Annotated in this window: 16 protein-coding genes; 14 read left to right on the top strand and 2 right to left on the bottom strand. The window is 59.6% G+C overall.

The genetic code is table 11. The features are described from left to right. Positions 1-22 precede the first annotated feature (22 nt). The 10 genes from PQU94_RS02030 to PQU94_RS01985 all read left to right on the top strand — a co-directional run bounded on the left by PQU94_RS02030 (position 23) and on the right by PQU94_RS01985 (position 12,581). Positions 23-865, top strand: a complete 843-nt coding sequence (locus PQU94_RS02030; RefSeq protein WP_272739823.1) for a GNAT family N-acetyltransferase — start codon at positions 23-25, stop codon at positions 863-865. Then, positions 862-1,293: a tRNA (adenosine(37)-N6)-threonylcarbamoyltransferase complex ATPase subunit type 1 TsaE gene (gene tsaE, locus PQU94_RS02025; protein ID WP_272739822.1), complete on the top strand. Its 432-nt coding sequence runs from the start codon at positions 862-864 to the stop codon at positions 1,291-1,293. The genes PQU94_RS02030 and tsaE overlap by 4 nt, the downstream gene beginning before the upstream one ends. Before the next feature lie 21 nt (positions 1,294-1,314). Further along, positions 1,315-2,388, top strand: a complete 1,074-nt coding sequence (amgK, locus tag PQU94_RS02020) for an N-acetylmuramate/N-acetylglucosamine kinase AmgK (protein ID WP_272739821.1) — start codon at positions 1,315-1,317, stop codon at positions 2,386-2,388. Beyond that, positions 2,385-3,104, top strand: a complete 720-nt coding sequence (gene murU, locus PQU94_RS02015) for an N-acetylmuramate alpha-1-phosphate uridylyltransferase MurU (protein ID WP_272739820.1) — start codon at positions 2,385-2,387, stop codon at positions 3,102-3,104. The genes amgK and murU overlap by 4 nt, the downstream gene beginning before the upstream one ends. Next, positions 3,101-6,121 (top strand): double-strand break repair protein AddB, encoded by a 3,021-nt coding sequence (gene addB, locus PQU94_RS02010; protein WP_272739819.1) that lies wholly within the window; start codon positions 3,101-3,103, stop codon positions 6,119-6,121. Before murU ends, addB begins: the two co-directional genes overlap by 4 nt. Beyond that, a complete protein-coding gene (gene addA, locus PQU94_RS02005; RefSeq protein ID WP_272739818.1) occupies positions 6,118-9,624 on the top strand; it encodes a double-strand break repair helicase AddA in 3,507 nt (1,168 codons plus the stop codon). The genes addB and addA overlap by 4 nt, the downstream gene beginning before the upstream one ends. Positions 9,625-9,700: 76 nt before the next feature. After that, positions 9,701-10,033 (top strand): thioredoxin TrxA, encoded by a 333-nt coding sequence (gene trxA, locus PQU94_RS02000; protein WP_126422138.1) that lies wholly within the window; start codon positions 9,701-9,703, stop codon positions 10,031-10,033. Positions 10,034-10,124: 91 nt separating this feature from the next. After that, on the top strand, positions 10,125-11,033 hold the full coding sequence (locus PQU94_RS01995; RefSeq protein WP_272739817.1) for a diacylglycerol/lipid kinase family protein: 909 nt from the start codon (positions 10,125-10,127) through the stop codon (positions 11,031-11,033). Continuing rightward, complete coding sequence (locus PQU94_RS01990; protein WP_272739816.1) at positions 11,034-11,807, top strand: metallophosphoesterase family protein; 774 nt, start codon at positions 11,034-11,036, stop codon at positions 11,805-11,807. Positions 11,808-11,906: 99 nt separating this feature from the next. Further along, entirely contained in the window at positions 11,907-12,581 is a 675-nt protein-coding gene (locus tag PQU94_RS01985) for a LysE family translocator (protein ID WP_272739815.1), read from the top strand. A gap of 286 nt (positions 12,582-12,867) precedes the next feature. On the opposite strand, the gene PQU94_RS01980 is transcribed toward PQU94_RS01985, so the two are convergent. Beyond that, entirely contained in the window at positions 12,868-13,173 is a 306-nt protein-coding gene (locus PQU94_RS01980; protein WP_272739814.1) for a hypothetical protein, read from the bottom strand. Between the two features lie 186 nt (positions 13,174-13,359). On the opposite strand from PQU94_RS01980, the gene PQU94_RS01975 reads away from it, so the two are divergent. The 4 genes from PQU94_RS01975 (at position 13,360) to PQU94_RS01960 (ending at position 18,045) form a co-directional block, all read left to right on the top strand. Then, positions 13,360-15,846 (top strand): FtsK/SpoIIIE family DNA translocase, encoded by a 2,487-nt coding sequence (locus PQU94_RS01975; protein WP_272739813.1) that lies wholly within the window; start codon positions 13,360-13,362, stop codon positions 15,844-15,846. Positions 15,847-16,078: 232 nt separating this feature from the next. Beyond that, positions 16,079-16,450 carry a RidA family protein gene (locus PQU94_RS01970; protein WP_272739812.1) on the top strand — a complete coding sequence of 124 codons (372 nt, stop codon included), beginning with the start codon at positions 16,079-16,081 and terminating at the stop codon, positions 16,448-16,450. Continuing rightward, entirely contained in the window at positions 16,434-17,192 is a 759-nt protein-coding gene (locus tag PQU94_RS01965; RefSeq protein WP_272739811.1) for a sulfite exporter TauE/SafE family protein, read from the top strand. Before PQU94_RS01970 ends, PQU94_RS01965 begins: the two co-directional genes overlap by 17 nt. Positions 17,193-17,379: 187 nt before the next feature. Then, a complete protein-coding gene (locus tag PQU94_RS01960; RefSeq protein WP_272739810.1) occupies positions 17,380-18,045 on the top strand; it encodes a LolA family protein in 666 nt (221 codons plus the stop codon). Here PQU94_RS01960 and pbpC read toward each other — a convergent pair. Next, positions 18,042-20,132 carry a penicillin-binding protein 1C gene (pbpC, locus tag PQU94_RS01955; protein ID WP_272739809.1) on the bottom strand — a complete coding sequence of 697 codons (2,091 nt, stop codon included), beginning with the start codon at positions 20,130-20,132 and terminating at the stop codon, positions 18,042-18,044. The two genes, PQU94_RS01960 and pbpC, sit on opposite strands and share 4 nt — an antisense overlap. Positions 20,133-20,231: the final 99 nt, after the last annotated feature.

The following is a 20,231-nucleotide window of genomic DNA, read 5'->3' as shown; positions in this document are numbered from 1 at the left end:
CATACTGGGGAGGGAAGACGAAATGGCGCTACCAAAGCCGCGTAACATTGTCGAAGAACTCATTATCGAACGCGCCCCAGGTTTCGCCTCTTCAATTGTCTGGCCTTTGGTTCGGCCAGCCCTTTATGGCCTTCTCGGATACAAGCGGGCCGTGGATATGGCTAAGGCTGTGGCGGATCTCTCCGGGCCAGAGGCGCTGGACTACATCTCACAACTCTTATCGCTCGTCCTCAAGGCCCGAGGGAGTGAGCGCATTCCAAAGACAGGGCGCTGCGTCGTTATCTGCAACCATCCAACAGGAATCGCTGATGGCATTGCCGTCTATGACCTTCTACGTCGTGTAAGATCAGATATCATTTTTTTCGCGAATGCTGATGCGCTACGGGTCAATCCGCGTTTTTCTGAGGTGCTGATCCCAGTCGAATGGGTGGAAGCAAAGCGCACTCGGGAAAAGACCCGCATCACACTCAGTTCAGCCCGTTGCGCATTCGAAGCGGAAAAATGCGTCGTTCTGTTTCCGGCCGGGCGTCTGGCGCGGAGAGGCCCGGACGGACAACTCAGCGATCCTGCCTGGCAAACGACCGCCTTGTCTTTGGCTCAAAAATATGATGCGCCACTCGTCCCCGTGCACCTATCGGGCCCAAACTCGATTTGGTTTCACAGCTTCAATCGCTTCTCGCAGGAACTTCGCGACATCACCTTGTTTCATGAGTTCTTGAATAAGGCCGGCAAACGCTTCGATGTGACGGTAGGGCCCGTCATCTCTTCCGAACAGCTTCAGGGCGAAGTGGGTCTGTTGTGTGAGCGCCTGAAGGCTTATATCGAACGGCAACTCCCGTTTGATCCGGACCTGCCTGCCCTATGAGCTTTTCTGATGATTGTTTTCTGGCTGACGACGCGGCCACAGCCGACTGGGGCGCGTGGCTTGCCACACAGCTTAAATCTGGCGATGTTGTCTATCTTTTGGGGGATCTTGGGGCCGGAAAATCGACGCTGGCGCGAGGTTTGATCAGGTCTCTGACGACGCCTGACGAAGATGTGCCCTCGCCGACCTTCACGCTCGTTCAAACCTACGAGGGCCGCGAACTCGATGTGGCGCATTTCGATTTATACCGCCTGACAGATCCGGAAGAGGTGTATGAGATCGGCCTCTTTGAGTTAGTCGAAACGCATCTGTGTCTCATCGAATGGCCCCAGAGGTTGGGACAATTCGCCTTTGACGCGCCATGGATCGTGCGCCTAAAAGAAGAAGATACGGGCCGACGCGTGACGCTTGAACGGCCCCTTTCGTAAGACCTTAGCCTGAAAGTTCGCATGACTGACCGTGAAGACCTCCGAGTTCGTTTTCTTCAACGGGCGGGCCTTACCGAAGCAAAGCGCCACCCCCTTCCTGGTGACGCCTCGACGCGGCGTTATGAGCGGCTGACACGGACAGACGGCACAACCCTGATGCTTATGGATCAGCCACCGACGGGCGCTCTCCCCTGCCCGCCAGATGCAAATTCAGAGGAACGTCAACGCCTTGGCTATTTTGCTCAGACCCGTCTGTCTGCAGGAAATCTGACAGCCTTTGTGGGGGCCGCCACCTATCTGCGCGCACAGGGATTTTCAGCACCGGCCATCTACGAAAGCGACATGGAAAACGGCCTCATTCTGCATGAAGACCTGGGCAATGCGCTTTTCGCCCGTCTGATTGAAGAGGGCGAACATGAAGCGCCCTTGTACCTTTCGGCGGTGTCTGTCCTGGCCAGGCTACATGAGGTTTCGCCCCCCTCCACTGTCGGCGACTGGCCACTGCTCACCTATGACGCGCTGGCGCTGAAAACCGGGGCAGACCTATTTCTGGAATGGCTGCCGCAGTATGATCCCGGCTTGCGCTTTTCCGAACAGGCGCGCGCCGATTGGGACGGGCTGTGGGCCCCCTTGCGCGCCGAAGCCGAGGCCGGAGCCAGCGTCTTCATCCACCGCGATTACCACGCCGAGAACCTCTTGTGGCTGGGGGATCGTGAGGGCGTGGCGCGCGTCGGCCTGATTGATTTTCAGGACTGCCTTAAGGCGCATCCGGCCTGGGACCTGCATTCGCTGTTGCAGGACGCGCGCCGCGATGTGTCACCTGAGGTGGAGGCGCTTTGTCTCGACCACTATTTCAGCCTGCGCCCCGAACAGAACCGCGAGGCCTTTATGCGGCTCTACACGGCGCTGGCGGCGCTCAATCAGGCGCGTATTCTGGGTGTCTTCTCCCGTTTGGTGACGCGCGATAAAAAGCCCCGCTATGAGGCCTTCATGCCGCGCATGTGGCGACATCTGGGGCGTAATCTCACGGCACCCGCACTGGCGGGGGTGCGGAACTGGTTTATGGCCCACGGTCTGGGGAATCGCATCGCATGACACAGATTAAAACCGCAATGGTGTTAGCCGCAGGGCTGGGCACGCGGATGCGGCCGCTGACCGATGACCGGCCCAAGGCACTGGTCGAAGTGGGGGGGCGCACCCTGATCGACCATATGATCGACCGGCTGAAAAGCGCGGGTGTCGAACGCTTTGTGGTCAATGTCCACTATTTCGCCGACCGGCTGGAGGCTCACCTTAAATGCCGCAGCGATGTCGAGATCATCATTTCCGATGAACGCGAGAAGCTTCTGGAAACCGGCGGCGGACTTAAAAAAGCACGTCCGCTCCTGAGCGATGATCCGGTCTTGGTCGCTAATATTGACAGTGTGTGGATTGAGGATGAGAACCAGGATCGTGCTATTGCCGACATGCTTGTCCAGTGGCAGCCGCAAAACATGGATGCCCTCCTTCTCCTTGCCGATATGAACCGTTCCAGTGGCTTTGACGGGGCCGGCGACTTCTTCCTGGCTGATGATCAGCGCTTAAGCTTCCGTGGTCAGGCTATGTCGGCCCCTTTCAACTACATGGGCGTGCACATCACCCATCCTGACATCGTGGCTGAGGTCGCTGAGGAGGCTTTTTCGCTCACGCCTATCTGGCGTCAGAAGGCGACAGCCGGCCGGCTATTTGGGAAGCGGATGCAGGGCGACTGGATGCATGTCGGTGACCCCGCCGCTCTTGATGCCGCGCAAGCGCGATTAAAACGGACATGAAAAGCCGCGACCTCTTTGTCACGCCCGCTCCACGCTGGTACTCCATTGCGTCGGGACGGCCGTTTCTGGACGACCTGGCAAGAGGCCTTTGTGAAGTACTCGGCGAAGAGCTACCACACGCGCTCATCCTCACCCCCACCCGCCGCGGTGCGCGCCAAATGGCGCACGCCTTTACGGACCAGTGCCGCGCCAAAGCACTCCTTCTGCCTCAGGTGCGTGCTCTGGGTGATCTTGAAGAGGGTGAACCCCCCTTTGATCTTGAGCATCTGGGCCTTGACCTCCCGCCCGCGCTTTCGTCCACGCGGCGCCGCTTTGAGCTTGCGAAACTTATCAAGGCGCACTACGAAAGTGATGTCGCCCTCAACGCTCGGACCGCGTTAGAACTCGCTGATTCATTAGCGAAATTTTTTGATTCCCTGGCACTGGAAGAGGTCGATGCCTCTGAGAGACTGGACCGTCTTGTCCATGACCCGGATCTGTTACACGAAGGGCTAGGGGCCCTGGCCGAACACTGGCAGGTGTCGGCACGGTTTCTGGCGATTGCTGTTGATCTGTGGCCCAAACGTCTGGCGGAGCTCGACATGATGGATCCGAGCCAGAGGCTCGTAACGCTGATCCATCGCCTGGGCGACCAATGGGAAAAGACCCCGCCGACACATCCAGTTATCGTGGCCGGCACCACCGGCACAACCCCTGCCACTGCCCGATTAATGGGACTTGTTTCGAGGTTCGAGCAAGGCGCAGTCGTTCTCCCCGGCCTTGACCTGTCACTGGCCGAAGAGGTCTGGGAACAGGTGGGTGATTCACATCCTCAGGGCGCCATGAAGTCCCTGCTCGACCGGCATCGCGTCACTCGCCAGGATGTGAGAACCTGGCCTGCGTCCATTGAAGCCGATCGCGCCCGCCATGCGCGCCGACGGGTGCTCAATGAGGCGCTACGCCCTGCCGAAGCGACTAAGGATTGGCGCACCCAGATCGCCGCCCTAAAGGCCGGATCTGAAGACGCCATCCGGGATGGCTTAAGCGGGCTAACCCACATTGAGGGCCGCAATGATGAGGAGGTCGCCGCCGTCATTGCGCTTTTGATGCGCGAGGCTCTGGAACGACCCGGCCAGACCGCCGCCCTTGTTACGCCTGATATCACCCTGTCACGGCGGGTGACGGCGCGTCTGTCGCGTTGGGGACTAAGGCCCGACTCTTCAGCGGGGGACGCCCTCGTCCATAGTCCGGTCGGACGCTTCCTGCACAGTCTGCTTGATCTCGTTCTGGAACCCTTCGACGCGGTGAGACTTCTGTCTTTACTGAAACATCCGCTGTCTCGCTTCGCCGAAAAAAGAGAAATAAATACTCTGGAAATCAAAGGCTTGCGTGGTGCCAAACCGCGAGATGCCGACGAAGTTCTGAGCCGTCTTACCAAGGCAGAGGCCTTTGAAGCCGCTGCACTGTGGCAAGACTATATCCAAACGCACACTATCTGGACCGCTCAAAAGACAGACCTGTCCGATTATGTGCGTGCCCTCACTCAGTGGGCCGAAGCCTTAGGTACACACGAGGGTGAGGCCTTGTGGAGCGGTGCAGCCGGGGCCGCCGCTTCAGCGCTGTTAGCTGATCTCATCACCGAGGGGCGCGATTTCAGAGTTGAGGATGATCAGGTCTTCGTCGACATCTTAAGGCGCGCATTGCGCACCTGCACGGTGCGCACCGGTGGCTACACCCATCCGCGTTTGACAGTGTTGGGCGCCATTGAAGCACGCATGTTTTCGGCTGACCGGTTGATCCTCGCTGGCCTGGAGGAAGGGGTTTGGCCGCAGGCTGCGGAGATAGATCCTTTTCTCTCCCGCCCCATGCGAAAGGCGCTCGGTCTGCCGTCACCTGAACGTCGCACCGGCCTGTCGGCGCACGACTTTGTACAAGGCGCCAGCCAGCCAGAGGTTTGGATGGTAACGCGTCAGCGCCGGGAAGGCGAGCCGCAGGTCAAATCGCGCTGGCTGTGGCGACTGGAAACCCTGACGACCGGTGCCGGAGAACATCTGCCAACCCAGCCCCATTGGCTCGATTGGGCCAGACGCATGGATGGCCCTTTAACTTTAGTCCCGGAAGCTCTCAAGCCAGCGACCCGTCCACAACCTGCCCCCCCGGTTGAAGCCCGCCCACTGCAACTGCCGGTGACCCAGGTTGAGATGCTGGAACGTGACCCGTATGCGGTCTATGCCCGTTATGTGTTGCGCCTTAAACCGCTTGATCGGCCCAATGAACCGTTTGAAGCCTTGCGCCGTGGCACGGCCATACACGCCGTTGCCGAAGCCTTCGCTGCCGACGATATGCCGCTGGGCGAAGCCGGGATAAAGGCCTTTTGCGATCTGTTAGAGGCGCAATTGCGCGCTGAAAATCTCAGCGAGGCTCAACTGGCCCTGCAACGCCCGCTGTTTTCTTTGCTTGCACGCGAATATGTGGCCTTTGAAACCGAGCGGCGCGTGGGGCGTCCCCGTCTTTTGATCGAACAGTCCGGCAGCCTGACGATTGACTTGCCGCGGGGCGCGTTCACGTTGACCGCCAAGGCTGATCGGGTAGAGATACACGAGCGCGGTGTGGACGTAATTGACTTCAAAACGGGTCAACCCCCCTCGCCTAAGGCAGTGATCGCAGGCTTCTACCCGCAGCTCACCCTCACGGCTGCCATATTGAAATACGGCACCTTTGGCGGGTTTGAGGCCTTGCATCGTGAAAAGGGTCTTAGGGAGCTTATCTACGTACGGTTAGGACAGGATGTCGTTAGGCCTCGGGTGGTTTTCGATAAAAAGAACCCGCTGAGTGCGGATGAGATGGCTGAACGCGCTCTGAAGCGGCTTAAAACCCGCCTTATGCAATACGAAGATCCAAAACAGGGCTATCTGTCCTGGCGCGCTCCACAATATCGGCTGGAGCGCGGTGGCGATTACGACCAGCTGGCACGCCTCTATGAATGGCACGTCCTGGGCGACCGTGACGCGGACCCTGCGACCGAGGAGGGCGAATGAACCCGCAAAACGCCGCCGCCGACCCGGAAGTCTCGTGCTTTCTCACTGCTAATGCGGGCTCGGGAAAAACCTCAACGCTTGTCAATCGCGTGGCGCGCCTTCTGTTGCGAGGCGCAAGGCCCGAGCATATTTTGTGCGTTACCTATACCAAGGCCGCTGCCGCCGAAATGCAGGGCCGCCTTTATGAGCGACTGGGCGGCTGGGCCGTGGCCGAAGACGATGCCCTGGCCGAAGAGCTCCGCAAGATCGACGAAAATCCCGATGACCTCGCCAAGGCCCGGGCTCTGTTTGCCAAGGCGCTGGAGACCCCCGGGGGCCTTAAGATCCAGACCATACATGCCTTTTGCGAAAAACTTCTGCGGCGGTTTCCACTGGAGGCGGGTTTAAGCCCCTCATTTCAGGTGCTAGACGATCTGATCGCGCGTGATCTGGCGCAAAAGGCGCTTGAAGGTCTCCTGACCCTGCCCGAAGGCGCACACCGTGATCATCTGATCCGCACGCTGAAAGCCCAGAAGTTTGAGCAACTCCTGTCGCAGTTCATCTATCAGCACGATCGTATCCGCGAAGCGCTCGATAGCCTTCTGGCCGAAGCCGAACAATATGATCGGTCCTTCAGCGCCCATGTGTTTAAACGTCTCGATCTCGATCCGCCTATGACGCCAGAACAGGTGGTAGATGCGTTCGCCGAGGGGCTGAACTGGGACCTTATGCCGGAAATGGCGCGGTCACTGGCCACCATCAATACCAAGGGCAATCAGAGCCTGTCGGAAACCCTGCTGCGCCTTTCTGAGGCGCGTAGTAACGGCGAACCGTTTGATTTTGAAGAAATTTATAACCTTTACTACACGGCTAAGGGCGAGCCGCGCAAAGAGGTGTGTTCAGTCAAGAGCCACCCGGCCGACCGCGAAGCTTTGGAACGCTGGCGCGAACCGCTGGCCGATGCGGTTGAAAAGCGCAAAGCCGCCGAAACCGCGCTCAACACCCTCTATACGCTGCGACTGTTTGAAGATTTCAGCGCCATCTATCAGGATCTGAAGCGCCGCACCGGCGCACTCGACTTTCAGGATCTGATCAGCCGCGCCAAGCGTCTCCTGTCGGGCGCCTCAATGTCGCAGTGGGTGCTGTTTAAGATGGATGGCGGTCTTGAGCATGTGCTGGTGGATGAAGGACAAGACACGTCCGCGGACCAGTGGGATATCGTTAAGGCCCTGACCGGTGACTTTTTCTCCGGCGCAGGCTCATCTGTACTTTCCGGGCGTACTGATCGCACCGTCTTTGCTGTTGGCGATGAAAAGCAATCTATCTACGGGTTCCAGGGGGCCAAGCCTGACCTTTTCCTTGGCATGCGCCGTCACTACCAAAAACTTGCGGAGGCAGCCAAAAAGCGATTTGAAGTGCCACAACTGGTCCAAAGCTGGCGCTCCCTCCCGGAGGTTCTGGGTTTCGTCGATAGCGCCTTTGATGCCCCGGACCTTTCCGAAGCGCTCAACTTCACGGCCGTTCCCATCATCCATGACGCGCGCCGAAGCGAACGGCCTGCGACGGTGGAGTTATGGCCACCTGTCTATCCCCTGCCGGTGCCTGACCTTAACGACGAAGACGATGACGAGATTGCCCCGGTTGACGCCTCAGGCGCCGCCCCGGCAAAGCGCTTGGCCCAGCAACTGGCCTTTCATATTGCGCAGGAAATCAGACAGGGGCGCAGTGTCATAGACAAAGCGTCACGCGAACCGCGCCCGATGCATGCCGGCGATGTCCTCGTCCTGGTGCGCAAGCGAGACGCTTTGTTCGAGCATGTGATCCGCGAGCTTAAACAGGCAGGCGTACCGGTCTCCGGGGCTGACCGTCTTAAGCTGTCGGACCATATTGCTTTTCAGGACCTCCGCGCCCTTATGCGCGTGTGTTTGCAAGCGGGCGATAGCCTGTCCCTGGCCTGCGTCCTGCGAAGCCCCCTATGCGACCTGAGTGAAGACGACCTCTTCGCACTCACGCGAATCGAAAAGGCCAACCTTTGGCAGGCCCTGAACCGCCTGGCTGAGGACAATTCGCGATTTTCAGAGGCCCAGAACTTCATAGGCTGGGCGCTCGCCGAAGCCCCACAGCGCACAGCGTTCGATTTTCTAGGGCTGGTACTTAATCGCCGCGATGCTCAGGGGCGCACCCAGCGCCAGCGTTTCGTCACACGCCTTGGTGTTGAATGCGAAGACGTGCTGGATGAGACGTTGAATCTGGCCCTTAAGGGCGAAGGAGTGGGTGCGATCGGTCTGATCGACTTCCTCAACCTTTGCGAATTCAATGCCTCAGAAATTAAGCGCGAACAGGAGGAGGGTGGCGACCGTGTGCGGGTCATGACAGTCCATGGCTCCAAGGGCTTAGAAGCGCCGTGGGTTATTTTGCCAATGGCCCCCGGTTTTAAATCGACTCGTAATGACGATTTGCTCCTAATGTCTGATGAGGGCGATCTCGTCTTGTCGGCCCGAGGCAAAGACGGCGATCCGCAATCCGTCAGCGCGTTGAAGGCCGCGCGCAGTTTGCGCGAAGCCAAGGAGGGGTTGCGGCTGTTCTACGTGGCGCTGACACGGGCACGCGACCGTCTGACCCTATGCGGCTATCGCGGCAGCCGGGCCACTAATGGCCCCTTCCCTGACTGGTACGATCTGGCTGAAGCCGGGTTTAGGCGTCTACCAGGCGAAGATGTAAGCGCCGAGGCGCTTGGCATGATCGTCGAATTCGGAACCCCCAAAGATCAGGAACCCACGAAAACGACCGAGGTCGTTCTGTTTGGTAAACGCGCGCCTTTAATGCCCGCACAGGCGCAGGCTTTGCAGGCAAAGACCGATTTACCTGCTTTTGTCACCGCAGCGCCGACGCCCGATCCGGAAGCGGATGTGGTGTGGCGCGCGGTGTCGCAACTGAGCGACGAAGACCGCTCCGCCGAGGACCGCGCGCCTTCGCCGCTGGCGCTACAGAAGGGACAGGGACGATTTGGCCGCGGACTGAAAATTCATAAACTGTTTGAAATCCTGCCCGCTCTGCCCGTGGCTGAGCGCGACGATGTGGCCACACGCTGGCTGAAGCGTCAGCCGGATCTTGATGATCCTCAGCGCGAAGAGATCCGCCAGTCTGTCATGGCAGTCCTGACCGATGCGCGCTTTGCCGACGCCTTCGGACCCCACTCGAGGCCAGAGGTCGCTCTTGCCGGGCAGGTCGGGATCAATGCACGCGGCGAAGCGATCTTTATGTCCGGACGTATCGACCGGCTGGTGGTCGGGGATGAGCGCGTTTTAGTGATCGATTACAAATCGAACCGCCCCGCTCCGGATAGCGCCGAAGAGGCAGCCGCTGATTATCAACGTCAGATGGCCGGTTACGTCGCCCTTTTGCGTCAGATCTATCCTGACAAGACGGTTGAGGCCGCGCTTTTATGGACCGACGGGCCGAAGCTCACCCCCTTAAGTGAGGCTTTAGTAAATCTCAGGCTCGCGGAAATTCAGGGCCATTGATTTCTGAGGCGGGCTTACTTACCTTTGTGACAAGTTTGAATCTGTGCCCATTTCGGGCGAGATAGGAAGTGCACCCATGTCCACCGCCACCGTCAAGGTTACCGACGAGACCTTTGAAAACGACGTCCTTAAATCCGACAAGCCGGTTTTAGTCGATTTCTGGGCCGAATGGTGCGGCCCGTGTAAGCAAATCGCGCCCATCCTCGATGAGGTGGCAGAAGCCTATGGCGACAAGCTCACCGTGTCGAAGATTAACATCGACGATTCCCCCCTGACGCCGTCGAAGTTCGGCGTGCGCGGCATCCCGACCATGATGCTATTCAAGGACGGCAAGATGACCTCGATGAAGGTTGGCGCTATGCCAAAGTCGAAGCTCGTCGAATGGCTGGCCGAAGCCGGCATCGCCTAGTCTTAAAGACAAATGCTGATAGGGTGCGGGCGTGGAGTTCAGGCTTCACGCCCGCATTGTTTTTTTGCACTCACCCCGGCACATCAGCCATATGGCGGCGACAGCGTATAACATTCTTATCAATGGCAAGGCGGGCACGGTCCTCAATCTGGGCCGCGACTCCATAACCGCAGCGATTGAAGCCAGCGGCATGGCGGTGAACGAACTCATGTTCGCCGAACCCGCTGAGATGGAAGCCGCTCTCGACCGCTTTGCGCAATCTCCCAACCCTTTACTTGTCGGGGGCGGCGATGGCACTTTACGGTCATGCGCCGATACCTTGAGCCGTAAGAACAAGGCTTTTGGCATCCTGCCGTTTGGCACGATGAACCTTCTCGCCCATGACCTCGGCATGAATACCCTGGATGAGGCTCTCAAGGCCTATGCGAAAGGTGCGACGCAAACGCGGATCGACGCCGGTGAGGTGAATGGCGAGCTGTTCTTATGTTGCGCCTCAGTGGGGGTGATGCCCGAAGCCTCGGTCTTTCGCGAACAGCACCGCACCAACAACTTCCTGCTAATGGTGCCCTATCTTTTCTGGTTCGTCGCCGACTATCTGGAACGGCGCAAAAATGCTCGCGTCGGGCTTCAGATCGGCAAGCGGCTGCATCGCTTCCGTTCGCCCGCCGTGGTGATTTCGGCCAATCGCTATGCTGACACGACGCGCATCGATGAGAGCAACTTTAAACGCAACGACCTTCAAGGGGGCGAACTGGCGGCCTATATCGCCTCGACCAAGACGCGGGTATCACATCTTCGCTTCCTGACGCGGCTTCTGGTCGGCAACTGGAAATCGGACCCGGATCTGACGGAACTTACCGGCACGCAGATGACGCTATGGACGCGACATCGCAAAGAGAAGGTCTCGGTCGATGGCGAAGTGACAGATCTTAAAACCCCGCTCGAAATCAAACTTAAGCCACGCTATGTGCCGCTGCTGACCCCGTCGCGCGAGGCCTGAATGCGCATAGCCCACATATCCGACCTGCATTTCGGTGCGCATGATCGTCTGGTGACCGAAATCCTGACCCAGACCCTGATAGAACTTGACCCCGACCTCGTGCTGGCCAGCGGCGACATCACCCAGGACGCCACCGTGCCAGAGTTTGCCGAAGCAGCGGATTTTTTCAGACGTCTGCCCATGCCGGCTTTCGTGATACCGGGCAATCATGATCTGCCAGGGCTTGACCTTAGACGCTTCGTCCAGCCATGGAAGCGATACCGCGACCACATTGCCAGAGACCTCGAACCCGAACTGCATGCGGATCTGGTGGACATAAAGGGTATCAATTCGGCCCGTATGATCCTGCCGGCGCTTAACTGGGCCTATGGCTCGATCAGCGCCCGTCAAAGGCAGGACATCGCCAGTTTTTTTGCCGCCTCAACGACGCCATGGCGTGTCCTGACACTGCACCATCCCCCTCTTAACCCGTCGGAATTTCCGCTTGATGTGACGGTGTTCAACAGCGAAGAACTATTAAAAACGCTCGGCGAACAGAAGGTCGATATCGTCCTATCCGGCCACCAGCATCACGCCTATGTCGAGACACGGGTAATGAACGGTCACACCACTTTGTTTGTGTGCGCCTCAACGGCCATGTCGATACGCGTGCGCAAACAGCCACAAGGCTTCAACCTTCTGGATTTCAGCGACAAAAGTGTTCGTATCGAGCTGCGACAGTTAAGCGGAGAACGCTTCCTGCCCTATTCGGCTGTAACCCACACCAAGGTATAGTCTCGTCATCTGAATGCGGGGCCTTAAAAACCGGCATCTGTGCGTAAGGCGGCGGTTGTTACGCCTCGACAAGTTGCAGGATCTACGAAATAAGGCCCTATGTTCTCCGCCCTGCCTGTTGATCCCTCGAAATACACCGCCTTTTTAGGGGCGATGTTTCTTATGGCCATTACACCGGGTCCAGCTAACCTGTTTTGCATCTCAACTGGTTTAGGTCGTTCCGGCCCAAAGGTTCTGATGGGTGTGTTCGGCATTAATACGGCCACCCTGATCTGGTTTGTTGCCGCCGCCTTCGGCCTGCACATACTGATCACCACCTTGCCGGTCGTCTTTCATGCAATGACGGTTGCCGGGGCTGTCTATCTTTTGTGGATCGCCATCAAAACGATCCGAGCGCGCAAATCGCACAGCGTGCACGAGCTTGACCTGCCCGAGGACGCTCAGAACCTCGCCCGCGAAGGCCTGTGGGCGACGTGGAAAGACGGTTTCATGGTGCAGTTCCTGAACCCCAAGGTCACCCTCTTTTTCACTGCGGTCCTGCCGCCCTTTCTGGCACTCGACCGCCCGATGGCCACGCAGATGCCGGTGTTCGCCGCAACGGCCATTGGTATGGACGTCATTACCATGACGACCTATGGCCTGAGTGGTCTTGCCCTGACGCGCTTTCTCAGTCGAGGCCGAAACCGCGAATACTTCGAGATGTTCGTCGGTGGGCTTTTGGGCCTGATTGCCGTTCTTATACTCACGCACAGCGCCACTGAGATGTTTAAGTAGCCTCTACATTTTCGCTTGATTTTCTTTTGGTCTATGAGACCCTTCTTTCCAGGTTCAACAGCGAAGGGAGGTGATCCGATGTCTAATCGTCATAGGCCGAAGACGGCGTTTAAGGGGATCTCAGTCCTGTCGTCAGGATTTAATCACCCTTTATCCTGGTAGCGCATCTGAAAGCGACTTCGCCTTCTTTATGATAGCGCTCGAAAAGCCGGGACGGCTAAGGACGGAAAAGAGGACCCCGCAGCTGGCGAGGTCCTCTTTTTTATTGGGCACGTGGCTTACTTCATTACAAACCCGTAGTCTTGTCGATGGTTTCTCTGACGTCATACTCGCGATCATCGTCCTGACCTGTGAGGGCATCAGCATCAAGGTCTTGACCGGTGTCTTTATCAAGGGGTGTCAGGCCGTCCTCATCTTCCTCAAGGCCCTCATCCTCGGTATCGTCTTCCCCAAGACCATCGTCCTTGACGATATCGTCGTTTGTGAGGTCTTCTTCCCCATTGATATCGGCCTCATCAGGCGTAACTTCGGCCGCCTGACCAATAGCGTTAGCCGGATCGGTGTCTGCGGGAATTTGGGTCTGTTGCATCACGTGGACTCTCCTTTGAAAGCCTCAGTGTGCGCTCTTTAACAACAAGGATCGAAGCGGAGTGTGGGTTACACACATAAGGAATAGCCGCCTGAAGCGTGCGATGACTTTTTTAGGTTTTCGTAAACAGGTCTTAACCCTTTGCATGCGATTAACCGGACTTAACCATAAGTCTAGAGTCTGCCCCGCATGAGCACGGTTACCGCCCTCGTCTGGAACCATCTGGAGTCCCGTTTCACCTACATCTGGCGCTCGGTGCCAATGGCACGTCTGCGTGGCGCGCTGGTATGCCTTCTGGGCCTGGCCTCATTGATGGCCTACGCGTCCTATCGCGCGACAGACGCGAGCTGGAATACGGCGACTGCCGAGCCTGTGCATAATTTTCTGGGCGGTTTTGGTGCGATTATTGCTGATCTCGGCCTGCAATCTCTGGGACTGGCAGCATGGCCAATGGCCGCGCTGATGACGTGGTTCGGTCTGGCGCGTCTGATGCAGCTTGATCCGGATGAAGGCCGTCGCACCCTACGCATCCACAGCCTTTATGGCGCCCTGTTCGTGCTGATGCTGGCGGCCGCACTGGCGCCTTTGCATATGGGAGACGCTAATTCGCCCTCTATTGGCGGCTTCTGGGGTACAGGCACCCACCACCTGCTCAAAAGTGTATTCGACTTCATGCGTTTGCCCGGGGGTGAGTTGATCGCAAGCCTTATCTTCGGCGCGGCCGCCTTGTGGGCGTTCAATCAGGCCTTGCGCCTGACATCAGAAAGCTATGTCCGCGCTGCCGGCTTTGTGCTCGGGGGGTTCAGGGGCGCTCTGACGGCCTCCGGGCTGCCGGAAAAGGTGAGTGCAGCGGTAACGCGTGAGCCCCGGGCGCCTAAGGCGGCGCGCGGCCAGAAAGCGCCACAGCCCTTCCTCGACGAAGCCGACTACACGCCCGATACCATTCCCGAACCCCAGGTCAACAGCCGCGCGCCTGCCGCTTCGCCTGCCTATGACGAAGACGCGCCACCCTTCGATATGGATGAGCTGGACTCACAGTCGGAGCGGTTGGCCCCGGCACCGCGTCAGGCAGCACCGGAACCTAAGATTCGCATGGAGGCCCCGCGCTCCAGACCGTCGGCGCGCGAACAGGACGAGCGTCAGTCGAGCTTTGAGTTCCTGAAGCCTGGCAATTTCCGGCTCCCTGAGCTGTCCATTCTCGCCAAGCCTAAGCCGCGCGCCGCTGGCTATGACGAGGCGGCCTTGCGCCAGAACGCGCGGATGCTGGAAAGCGTTCTGGCCGAATTTGGCGTTAAGGGTGTGATCGACCAGATCCGGCCAGGCCCGGTCGTTACCCTCTATGAACTTGCCCCGGCCGCCGGGGTGAAGGGCGCGCGTGTCGTGGCGCTGGCCGATGATATCGCCCGCAATATGTCGGCCCGTTCCTGCCGCGTTTCCATCGTGCAGGGTCGCAACGCCATCGGTATCGAGTTGCCAAATGCCGTGCGCGAAACGGTTTACCTGCGCGACATGCTGGCCTCTGCCGAGTTTGAGAAATCAAGCCACATCCTGCCGATGGTGCTGGGTGAAAACATTGGCGGTGAGCCCTATGTCACCGACCTTGCCAAGATGCCCCACCTCCTGATCGCCGGTACAACGGGTTCGGGTAAGTCGGTCGGCGTGAACGCGATGATCCTGTCGATCCTGTACCGGCTCGATCCGGAACAGTGCAAGTTCATCATGATCGATCCGAAGATGCTGGAACTGTCCGTCTATGACGGCATCCCACACCTGATAGCTCCCGTTGTGACCGACCCAAAAAAGGCCGTTGTGGCGTTGAAATGGGTCGTTAAGGAAATGGAAGACCGGTATCGGCGCATGTCGAAGATCGGCGTGCGCAATGTCGCCTCCTTTAATGAGCGCGCCAAGGCGACCGCCGCAGAAGGCAAGAACTTTATCCGCAAGGTCCAGACGGGCTTTGACGAAACGGGTCAGCCCATCTTCGAAATCGAGGAAATGGTGCCGGAGCCCATGCCCTATATCGTCGTGATCATCGACGAGGTCGCCGACCTGATGATGGTGGCTGGCAAGGACATCGAAGGCGCGGTTCAACGCCTCGCGCAGATGGCGCGCGCCGCCGGTATCCACCTGATCATGGCCACGCAGCGCCCGTCGGTCGATGTCATCACCGGCACGATCAAGGCCAACTTCCCGACGCGCATCTCCTTCCAGGTGACATCCAAGATCGACTCGCGCACCATCCTTGGAGAACAGGGGGCGGAACAGCTCCTTGGTCAGGGTGACATGCTTTACATGGCGGGCGGTGGGCGCATCACCCGTCTGCACGGGCCATTCGTCGCCGACTCCGAGGTCGAGGCCGTGGCCGAATATCTGCGCTCGCAAGGTTCGCCCAACTACCTCGAAGACATCACCGCTGGCGGCGACGATGATGGCGACAGCGAGTCCGGCGGCTTCGGCGGTGACAGCGGCGGCTCGGGCGACGACCTCTACGACAAGGCCGTCTACTACGTCACCATCGACCGTAAGGCCTCGACCTCCTACATCCAGCGGAAGCTGCAGATTGGCTATAACCGCGCCGCCTCCCTGATGGAAAAGATGGAGCAGGAAGGCGTCGTCGGCCCTGCCAACCACGTCGGCAAACGCGATATTCTGGTCGGCCCGCCGCCCGGGGTTTAGGTTTAGTTGAAGGGCGCCGCAGGGCAGGGGCAGAGCCCCTTCAGCACCCATGACGATTAGTACGTAACTGCCACCCCTCCCCAGTTCAATCGGGAGGGGGACCGAGCGACCCGCCATAGGCGGTGAGATGTGGTGGTGTGGATACTTAACTCTCTCCATCCATATCAAAGGCGCTACGCACCACATTCACGAACACTGGACAGCGCGCGTCCTGACGCGGCATAAATCGCTTATGAGCTCTGAACCCGCCTTCTACGCCTATCCCTTTGACGCACCCTTTTCCGAGGCCGTGCGTATCGGCGACACTCTTTACCTGTCCGGCCATATCGGCGATGACGACGATGGCAATCTCGCACAGGGCTTCGACGCCGAAGTTGCGCAAATGATGGCCAATGTGACGGCGTCGCTGGCCCGTTTCGATCTGGAGCTGGACGCCCTGATCTCCATACGTGTCATGCTCACCGACATGAGCCAGCTCGACCGTTTCCACACCCTGTTTGCCGCCTGTTTCGGGGATAAACCCCTCCCGGTTTGCTCGGCCTTCGGTGTCTCGCAACTGGCGCTCGACGCGACGGTCGAAATCGAATGTGTGGCCAATCTCTGACACAGACACCCTCTTTTGGTCCCTGCTCATCCTGACCTTTTTTGTGGCCGGACTGGTCAAAGGCGTCACCGGCATGGGCCTGCCGACCGTCGCCATGGGCGTATTAGGGGCCATCATGCCGCCGGTGGCCGCCGCAGCACTTCTGGTGGTGCCGTCCTTCGTCACCAATGTCTGGCAACTCGTCACCGGTCCCGATGTCCGCAGCCTTATGCGCCGCCTGTGGCCGATGATGCTGGGCATAGTCGCGGGCACCTTGCTCAGCGCGTCGCTCCTGACGCGAGGCGATACGCACCTGACCACCGCCGCGCTGGGGTTCGCCCTTCTGGCTTATGCGCTCTATACCCTTTTCGCCAAACAGATTTGCGTCCCACCCCGGCTGGAGCTCTGGCTATCGCCGCTGAGCGGGATGACCACGGGAGTCATTACCGGCGGCACCGGCGTTTTCGTCATCCCCGCCGTACCCTATCTTCAGGCACTGGGCCTCAGCCGTGATGACCTCATTCAGGCGCTGGGCCTGTCCTTCACCGTCTCAACTATCGCGCTCGCTGCCGGTCTGGCCCTGCACGGCGCGTTCAATGTCGGTAATCTATGGCAGTCGGCTCTACTGGTCGTCCCGGCTCTGATGGGTATGGTCGCCGGGACGTGGCTTAGACAGCGCATTAGCCCGGCCCTGTTCCGCAAAGGCTTCCTGGTCTGTCTGGCGCTTCTGGGCGCGGAGCTGGCTTCGCGAGCGTTTCGCTAAGCAAAGCGCCTCCCGAAAAGTGCGCAGCGGTTCTGGGAATCAGATGGGCACCTTGAATAGACTATTCACCGCCCGTTTAGCTTACGGCCATCTTGTGCGGTCCTTATGTCATTTTGACGCCCTCAACCCGTCATCATAGCCGGTTAGGGTCTTTCTCAAGACTTCACAACGCCGTATGAAAGACATCATGACCGAGCTTACCAAACGCGCCCTGCTTACGGGCCTGACCGCCGCCAGCCTGTTGACCACCGCGCCCGCGTGGGCGCAGGGGCGCAATACGATCCAGCAGTTCGTGACCCCGCCGAAGTTCAGTGCGCAGGATCAGGCGCGCATCGAACGCGCCGTCGCCTATCTGCAGTCCTTAGGCACAGGCGGCGGGCGATTTGAGCAAACCGATTACAAGGGGCGGACCACCGCCGGTAACTGGTGGCTTCAACGCCCCGGCAAGATCCGTTTTGAGTACGATGCGCCCTACTCGCTGGTGGTCGTATCAGACGGCAAGACGGTCAATACCTGGGACCCGCGCCTGAAGGCCTTTAATCAGTATCCGCTCAACGCCACGCCGCTGTCGCTGTTCCTGTCGAAGCAGATTCGCCTCGATCAGGGCGTCATCGTCACTGAGGTCACACCGACCACGGACGGCTTCCGCCTTAAGGCCCGCGACCGCCGCCGCGATGTGGAAGGCTCGATCCTGATGACCTTCATCGAGCGCGGCAATGCCCTGCAACTGGGTGAATGGACGGTGACGGATCAGCAGGGCAAGGGCACACGCGTCAAGCTCGTCACCTTTGACCGCAATGCCGCCGTACGCCCGGACCTGTTTGTGCTGAAGAAGCCAAAGGGCGCCAACTAAGGCCTTGTCTGCGCAATCGCTTTGACCCGCACGCGCGAACGGCTGGTGATGCCGTCGGCATCGACGACGCTGACCTCGTAAAAGCCTTCAGCGTCAGGGCGCCATTCGACGTGGCCCTCCGTATCGGCCACAATCGGCTGGCCATTAACGTACCAGCTCAGTGGGCCCTTGCCCCGCGCAGAGGGTTTCAACCCGCGTGTCGCGCTCAGCGTGCCCTCCGTCACCTGCCCCTCGACATAGACGGTAGCCTGATCGGGCGGAAAGAGGATGGACGGCCCGCGCACAGCGGGTTTGAGTGCTTTCAATGCTTCCGGCGCCGCCGAAGGCGTCAGGCTTTGCGGGGCCTGCGACGGGGCATTGATCTGATCGAAAACATCAAACAGCAGAGGTGCCGAGGCTTCGCGCCCGGTCTGATCGGCGCGCGAACCGCCATCGGGGCGGCCGGTCCACACCAGTACGGCATAGCCACCCGCCACCCCGACCGCCAGGGCGTCACGAAACCCGTAGGAGGTGCCGGTCTTGTAGGCCGGGCGGCTGGCCGTCTTCATCAGATGCGCGGGCAGGCGTCCAGCCGGCGGCGGGGTTTCGCGCAGTATGCTGATGACGCGCGAGGCCGCATCGGCGGCCATCAGTCGCTGACCGGGACGGCTGAGATTGGCCCTGGCGTCGGCTTCCGTCCAGGCCAGTGGCCTCATCAGCCCCTTGTCCCCCAGAGCCGCATAGAGCGCCCCCACGTCCTGCAACTTTATACCGGCTCCACCCAGCGCCAGAGCCAGACCAGCATCGCGCAGGCCGGTCTTGGGGCGGATCAGGTGTACCCCCACACCTTGCAGACGCGATTCAAAGGCTCCGGCCCCGATGCGATTGAGCACCGCCACTGCGGGCACATTCAGCGAGTGCGTCAGGGCTTCCTTGGCCGACACCTCACCGTGAAACACCTTGTCGAAGTTTTCCGGCTGATAGTCACCAAAGCGTGTTGGGGCGTCCATCAGGCGCGTATCAGGCGCGATGATCCCCTCTTCGAAGCCGAACCCGTAGATGAAGGGTTTGAGCGTCGAACCGGGAGAGCGTATGGCCTGCACCATGTCGATCCAGCCGCCTGTGCGATCGAGGCCCGCCGACCCAACGCTGGCCCGCACAGCCCGCGAACGGATTTCAATGACGAGGATGGCCGTCGAAGAGTTCGACCCCTGCGCCACCGCTGTTTGTCGCGCCAGCGCTTCCAGTCGCGCCTGCAACGGCGCATCAAGGGTCGTCACCACCGTCGCCTGAAGGCCCCTGGCCTCTGAAGCGAGGCGTCCCGCTGCATGCCAGCCCAGCGCCGGGAAGGCGAAGCGCTTGACGACCATGGGTTCGGTTTTGGCTTCGGCTACCTGAGCGGCACTGAGCACGTCCTTGGCCGCCATACGATCGAGCACAAGGTTGCGCGCCCGCAAGGCGCGTTCCGGGTGGCGGTCGGGGCGGCGCGCTTCAGGGGCTTGCGGCAGGGCAATCAGCAGTGCCTGTTCACCGAGCGTCAGGCTTTCGGGCTCATGACCGAAATAGGACAGAGACGCCGCGCGCACCCCCTCCAGATTGCCGCCATAAGGGGCCAGAGTGAGATAGAGCGACAGGATATCGCGCTTGGAAAAGCGCGCCTCCAGTTGCCATGCCCGGAAGACCTCGATCAGCTTCGACAGGTAGTTGCGGGGCTTTGGCTCCAGCAATCGCGCCGTCTGCATGGACAGGGTCGAGCCACCGGAAACGATGCCGCCCGCGCTGAGGTTGGAACCAAATGCGCGCGCAATGGCCACGGCATCGACCCCCTGATGCCACCAGAAGCGCTCGTCCTCGACCTTGAGGAGGTGTTTGACAAAGGTCGGATCTGTGCGGTCTAGGTCGGCACGGATACGCCACGTTCCTCCTTCGACCGGCAGTGCCCTCAGCCAGGAACCGTTGTGATCGAGCGCCACGGCCGATGCGGCTTCAGCGCGGGTCAGGTCAGGCGGCAGGGCCAGATCGGCTACGCAAACCGCCACCTGAAAGGCCACAAAGCCGATCAGGGGTTTGATCAGTCGAGGGATCAGGGCGTCGGGACAAAAGCGCATGGACTACCTATAAAGCGTCCCCCCCCTCATTACAGGGGGGACACCGCTGTGACAGCGGAGGGGGGCAAAAAGCGACACGAACCCCACCCCCGGCCTTTA

The organism is Asticcacaulis currens (assembly GCF_028550395.1).
Classification (GTDB): domain Bacteria; phylum Pseudomonadota; class Alphaproteobacteria; order Caulobacterales; family Caulobacteraceae; genus Asticcacaulis; species Asticcacaulis currens.
Note: the sequence above shows the minus strand (reverse complement) of the source record. Positions and strands in the feature narration are given on the sequence as shown.

What these genes read in the sequence shown, in the direction of transcription:
- PQU94_RS01960 (WP_272739810.1), top strand. Translation starts at nt 17,380, where the DNA reads ATGACCGAGCTTACCAAACGCGCCCTGCTTACGGGCCTGACCGCCGCC.
- PQU94_RS02030 (WP_272739823.1), top strand. Translation starts at nt 23, where the DNA reads ATGGCGCTACCAAAGCCGCGTAACATTGTCGAAGAACTCATTATCGAA.
- addA (WP_272739818.1), top strand. Translation starts at nt 6,118, where the DNA reads ATGAACCCGCAAAACGCCGCCGCCGACCCGGAAGTCTCGTGCTTTCTC.
- tsaE (WP_272739822.1), top strand. Translation starts at nt 862, where the DNA reads ATGAGCTTTTCTGATGATTGTTTTCTGGCTGACGACGCGGCCACAGCC.
- PQU94_RS01990 (WP_272739816.1), top strand. Translation starts at nt 11,034, where the DNA reads ATGCGCATAGCCCACATATCCGACCTGCATTTCGGTGCGCATGATCGT.
- murU (WP_272739820.1), top strand. Translation starts at nt 2,385, where the DNA reads ATGACACAGATTAAAACCGCAATGGTGTTAGCCGCAGGGCTGGGCACG.
- PQU94_RS01995 (WP_272739817.1), top strand. Translation starts at nt 10,125, where the DNA reads ATGGCGGCGACAGCGTATAACATTCTTATCAATGGCAAGGCGGGCACG.
- addB (WP_272739819.1), top strand. Translation starts at nt 3,101, where the DNA reads ATGAAAAGCCGCGACCTCTTTGTCACGCCCGCTCCACGCTGGTACTCC.
- trxA (WP_126422138.1), top strand. Translation starts at nt 9,701, where the DNA reads ATGTCCACCGCCACCGTCAAGGTTACCGACGAGACCTTTGAAAACGAC.
- pbpC (WP_272739809.1), bottom strand. Translation starts at nt 20,132, where the DNA reads ATGCGCTTTTGTCCCGACGCCCTGATCCCTCGACTGATCAAACCCCTG.
- PQU94_RS01970 (WP_272739812.1), top strand. Translation starts at nt 16,079, where the DNA reads ATGAGCTCTGAACCCGCCTTCTACGCCTATCCCTTTGACGCACCCTTT.
- amgK (WP_272739821.1), top strand. Translation starts at nt 1,315, where the DNA reads ATGACTGACCGTGAAGACCTCCGAGTTCGTTTTCTTCAACGGGCGGGC.
- PQU94_RS01975 (WP_272739813.1), top strand. Translation starts at nt 13,360, where the DNA reads ATGAGCACGGTTACCGCCCTCGTCTGGAACCATCTGGAGTCCCGTTTC.
- PQU94_RS01985 (WP_272739815.1), top strand. Translation starts at nt 11,907, where the DNA reads ATGTTCTCCGCCCTGCCTGTTGATCCCTCGAAATACACCGCCTTTTTA.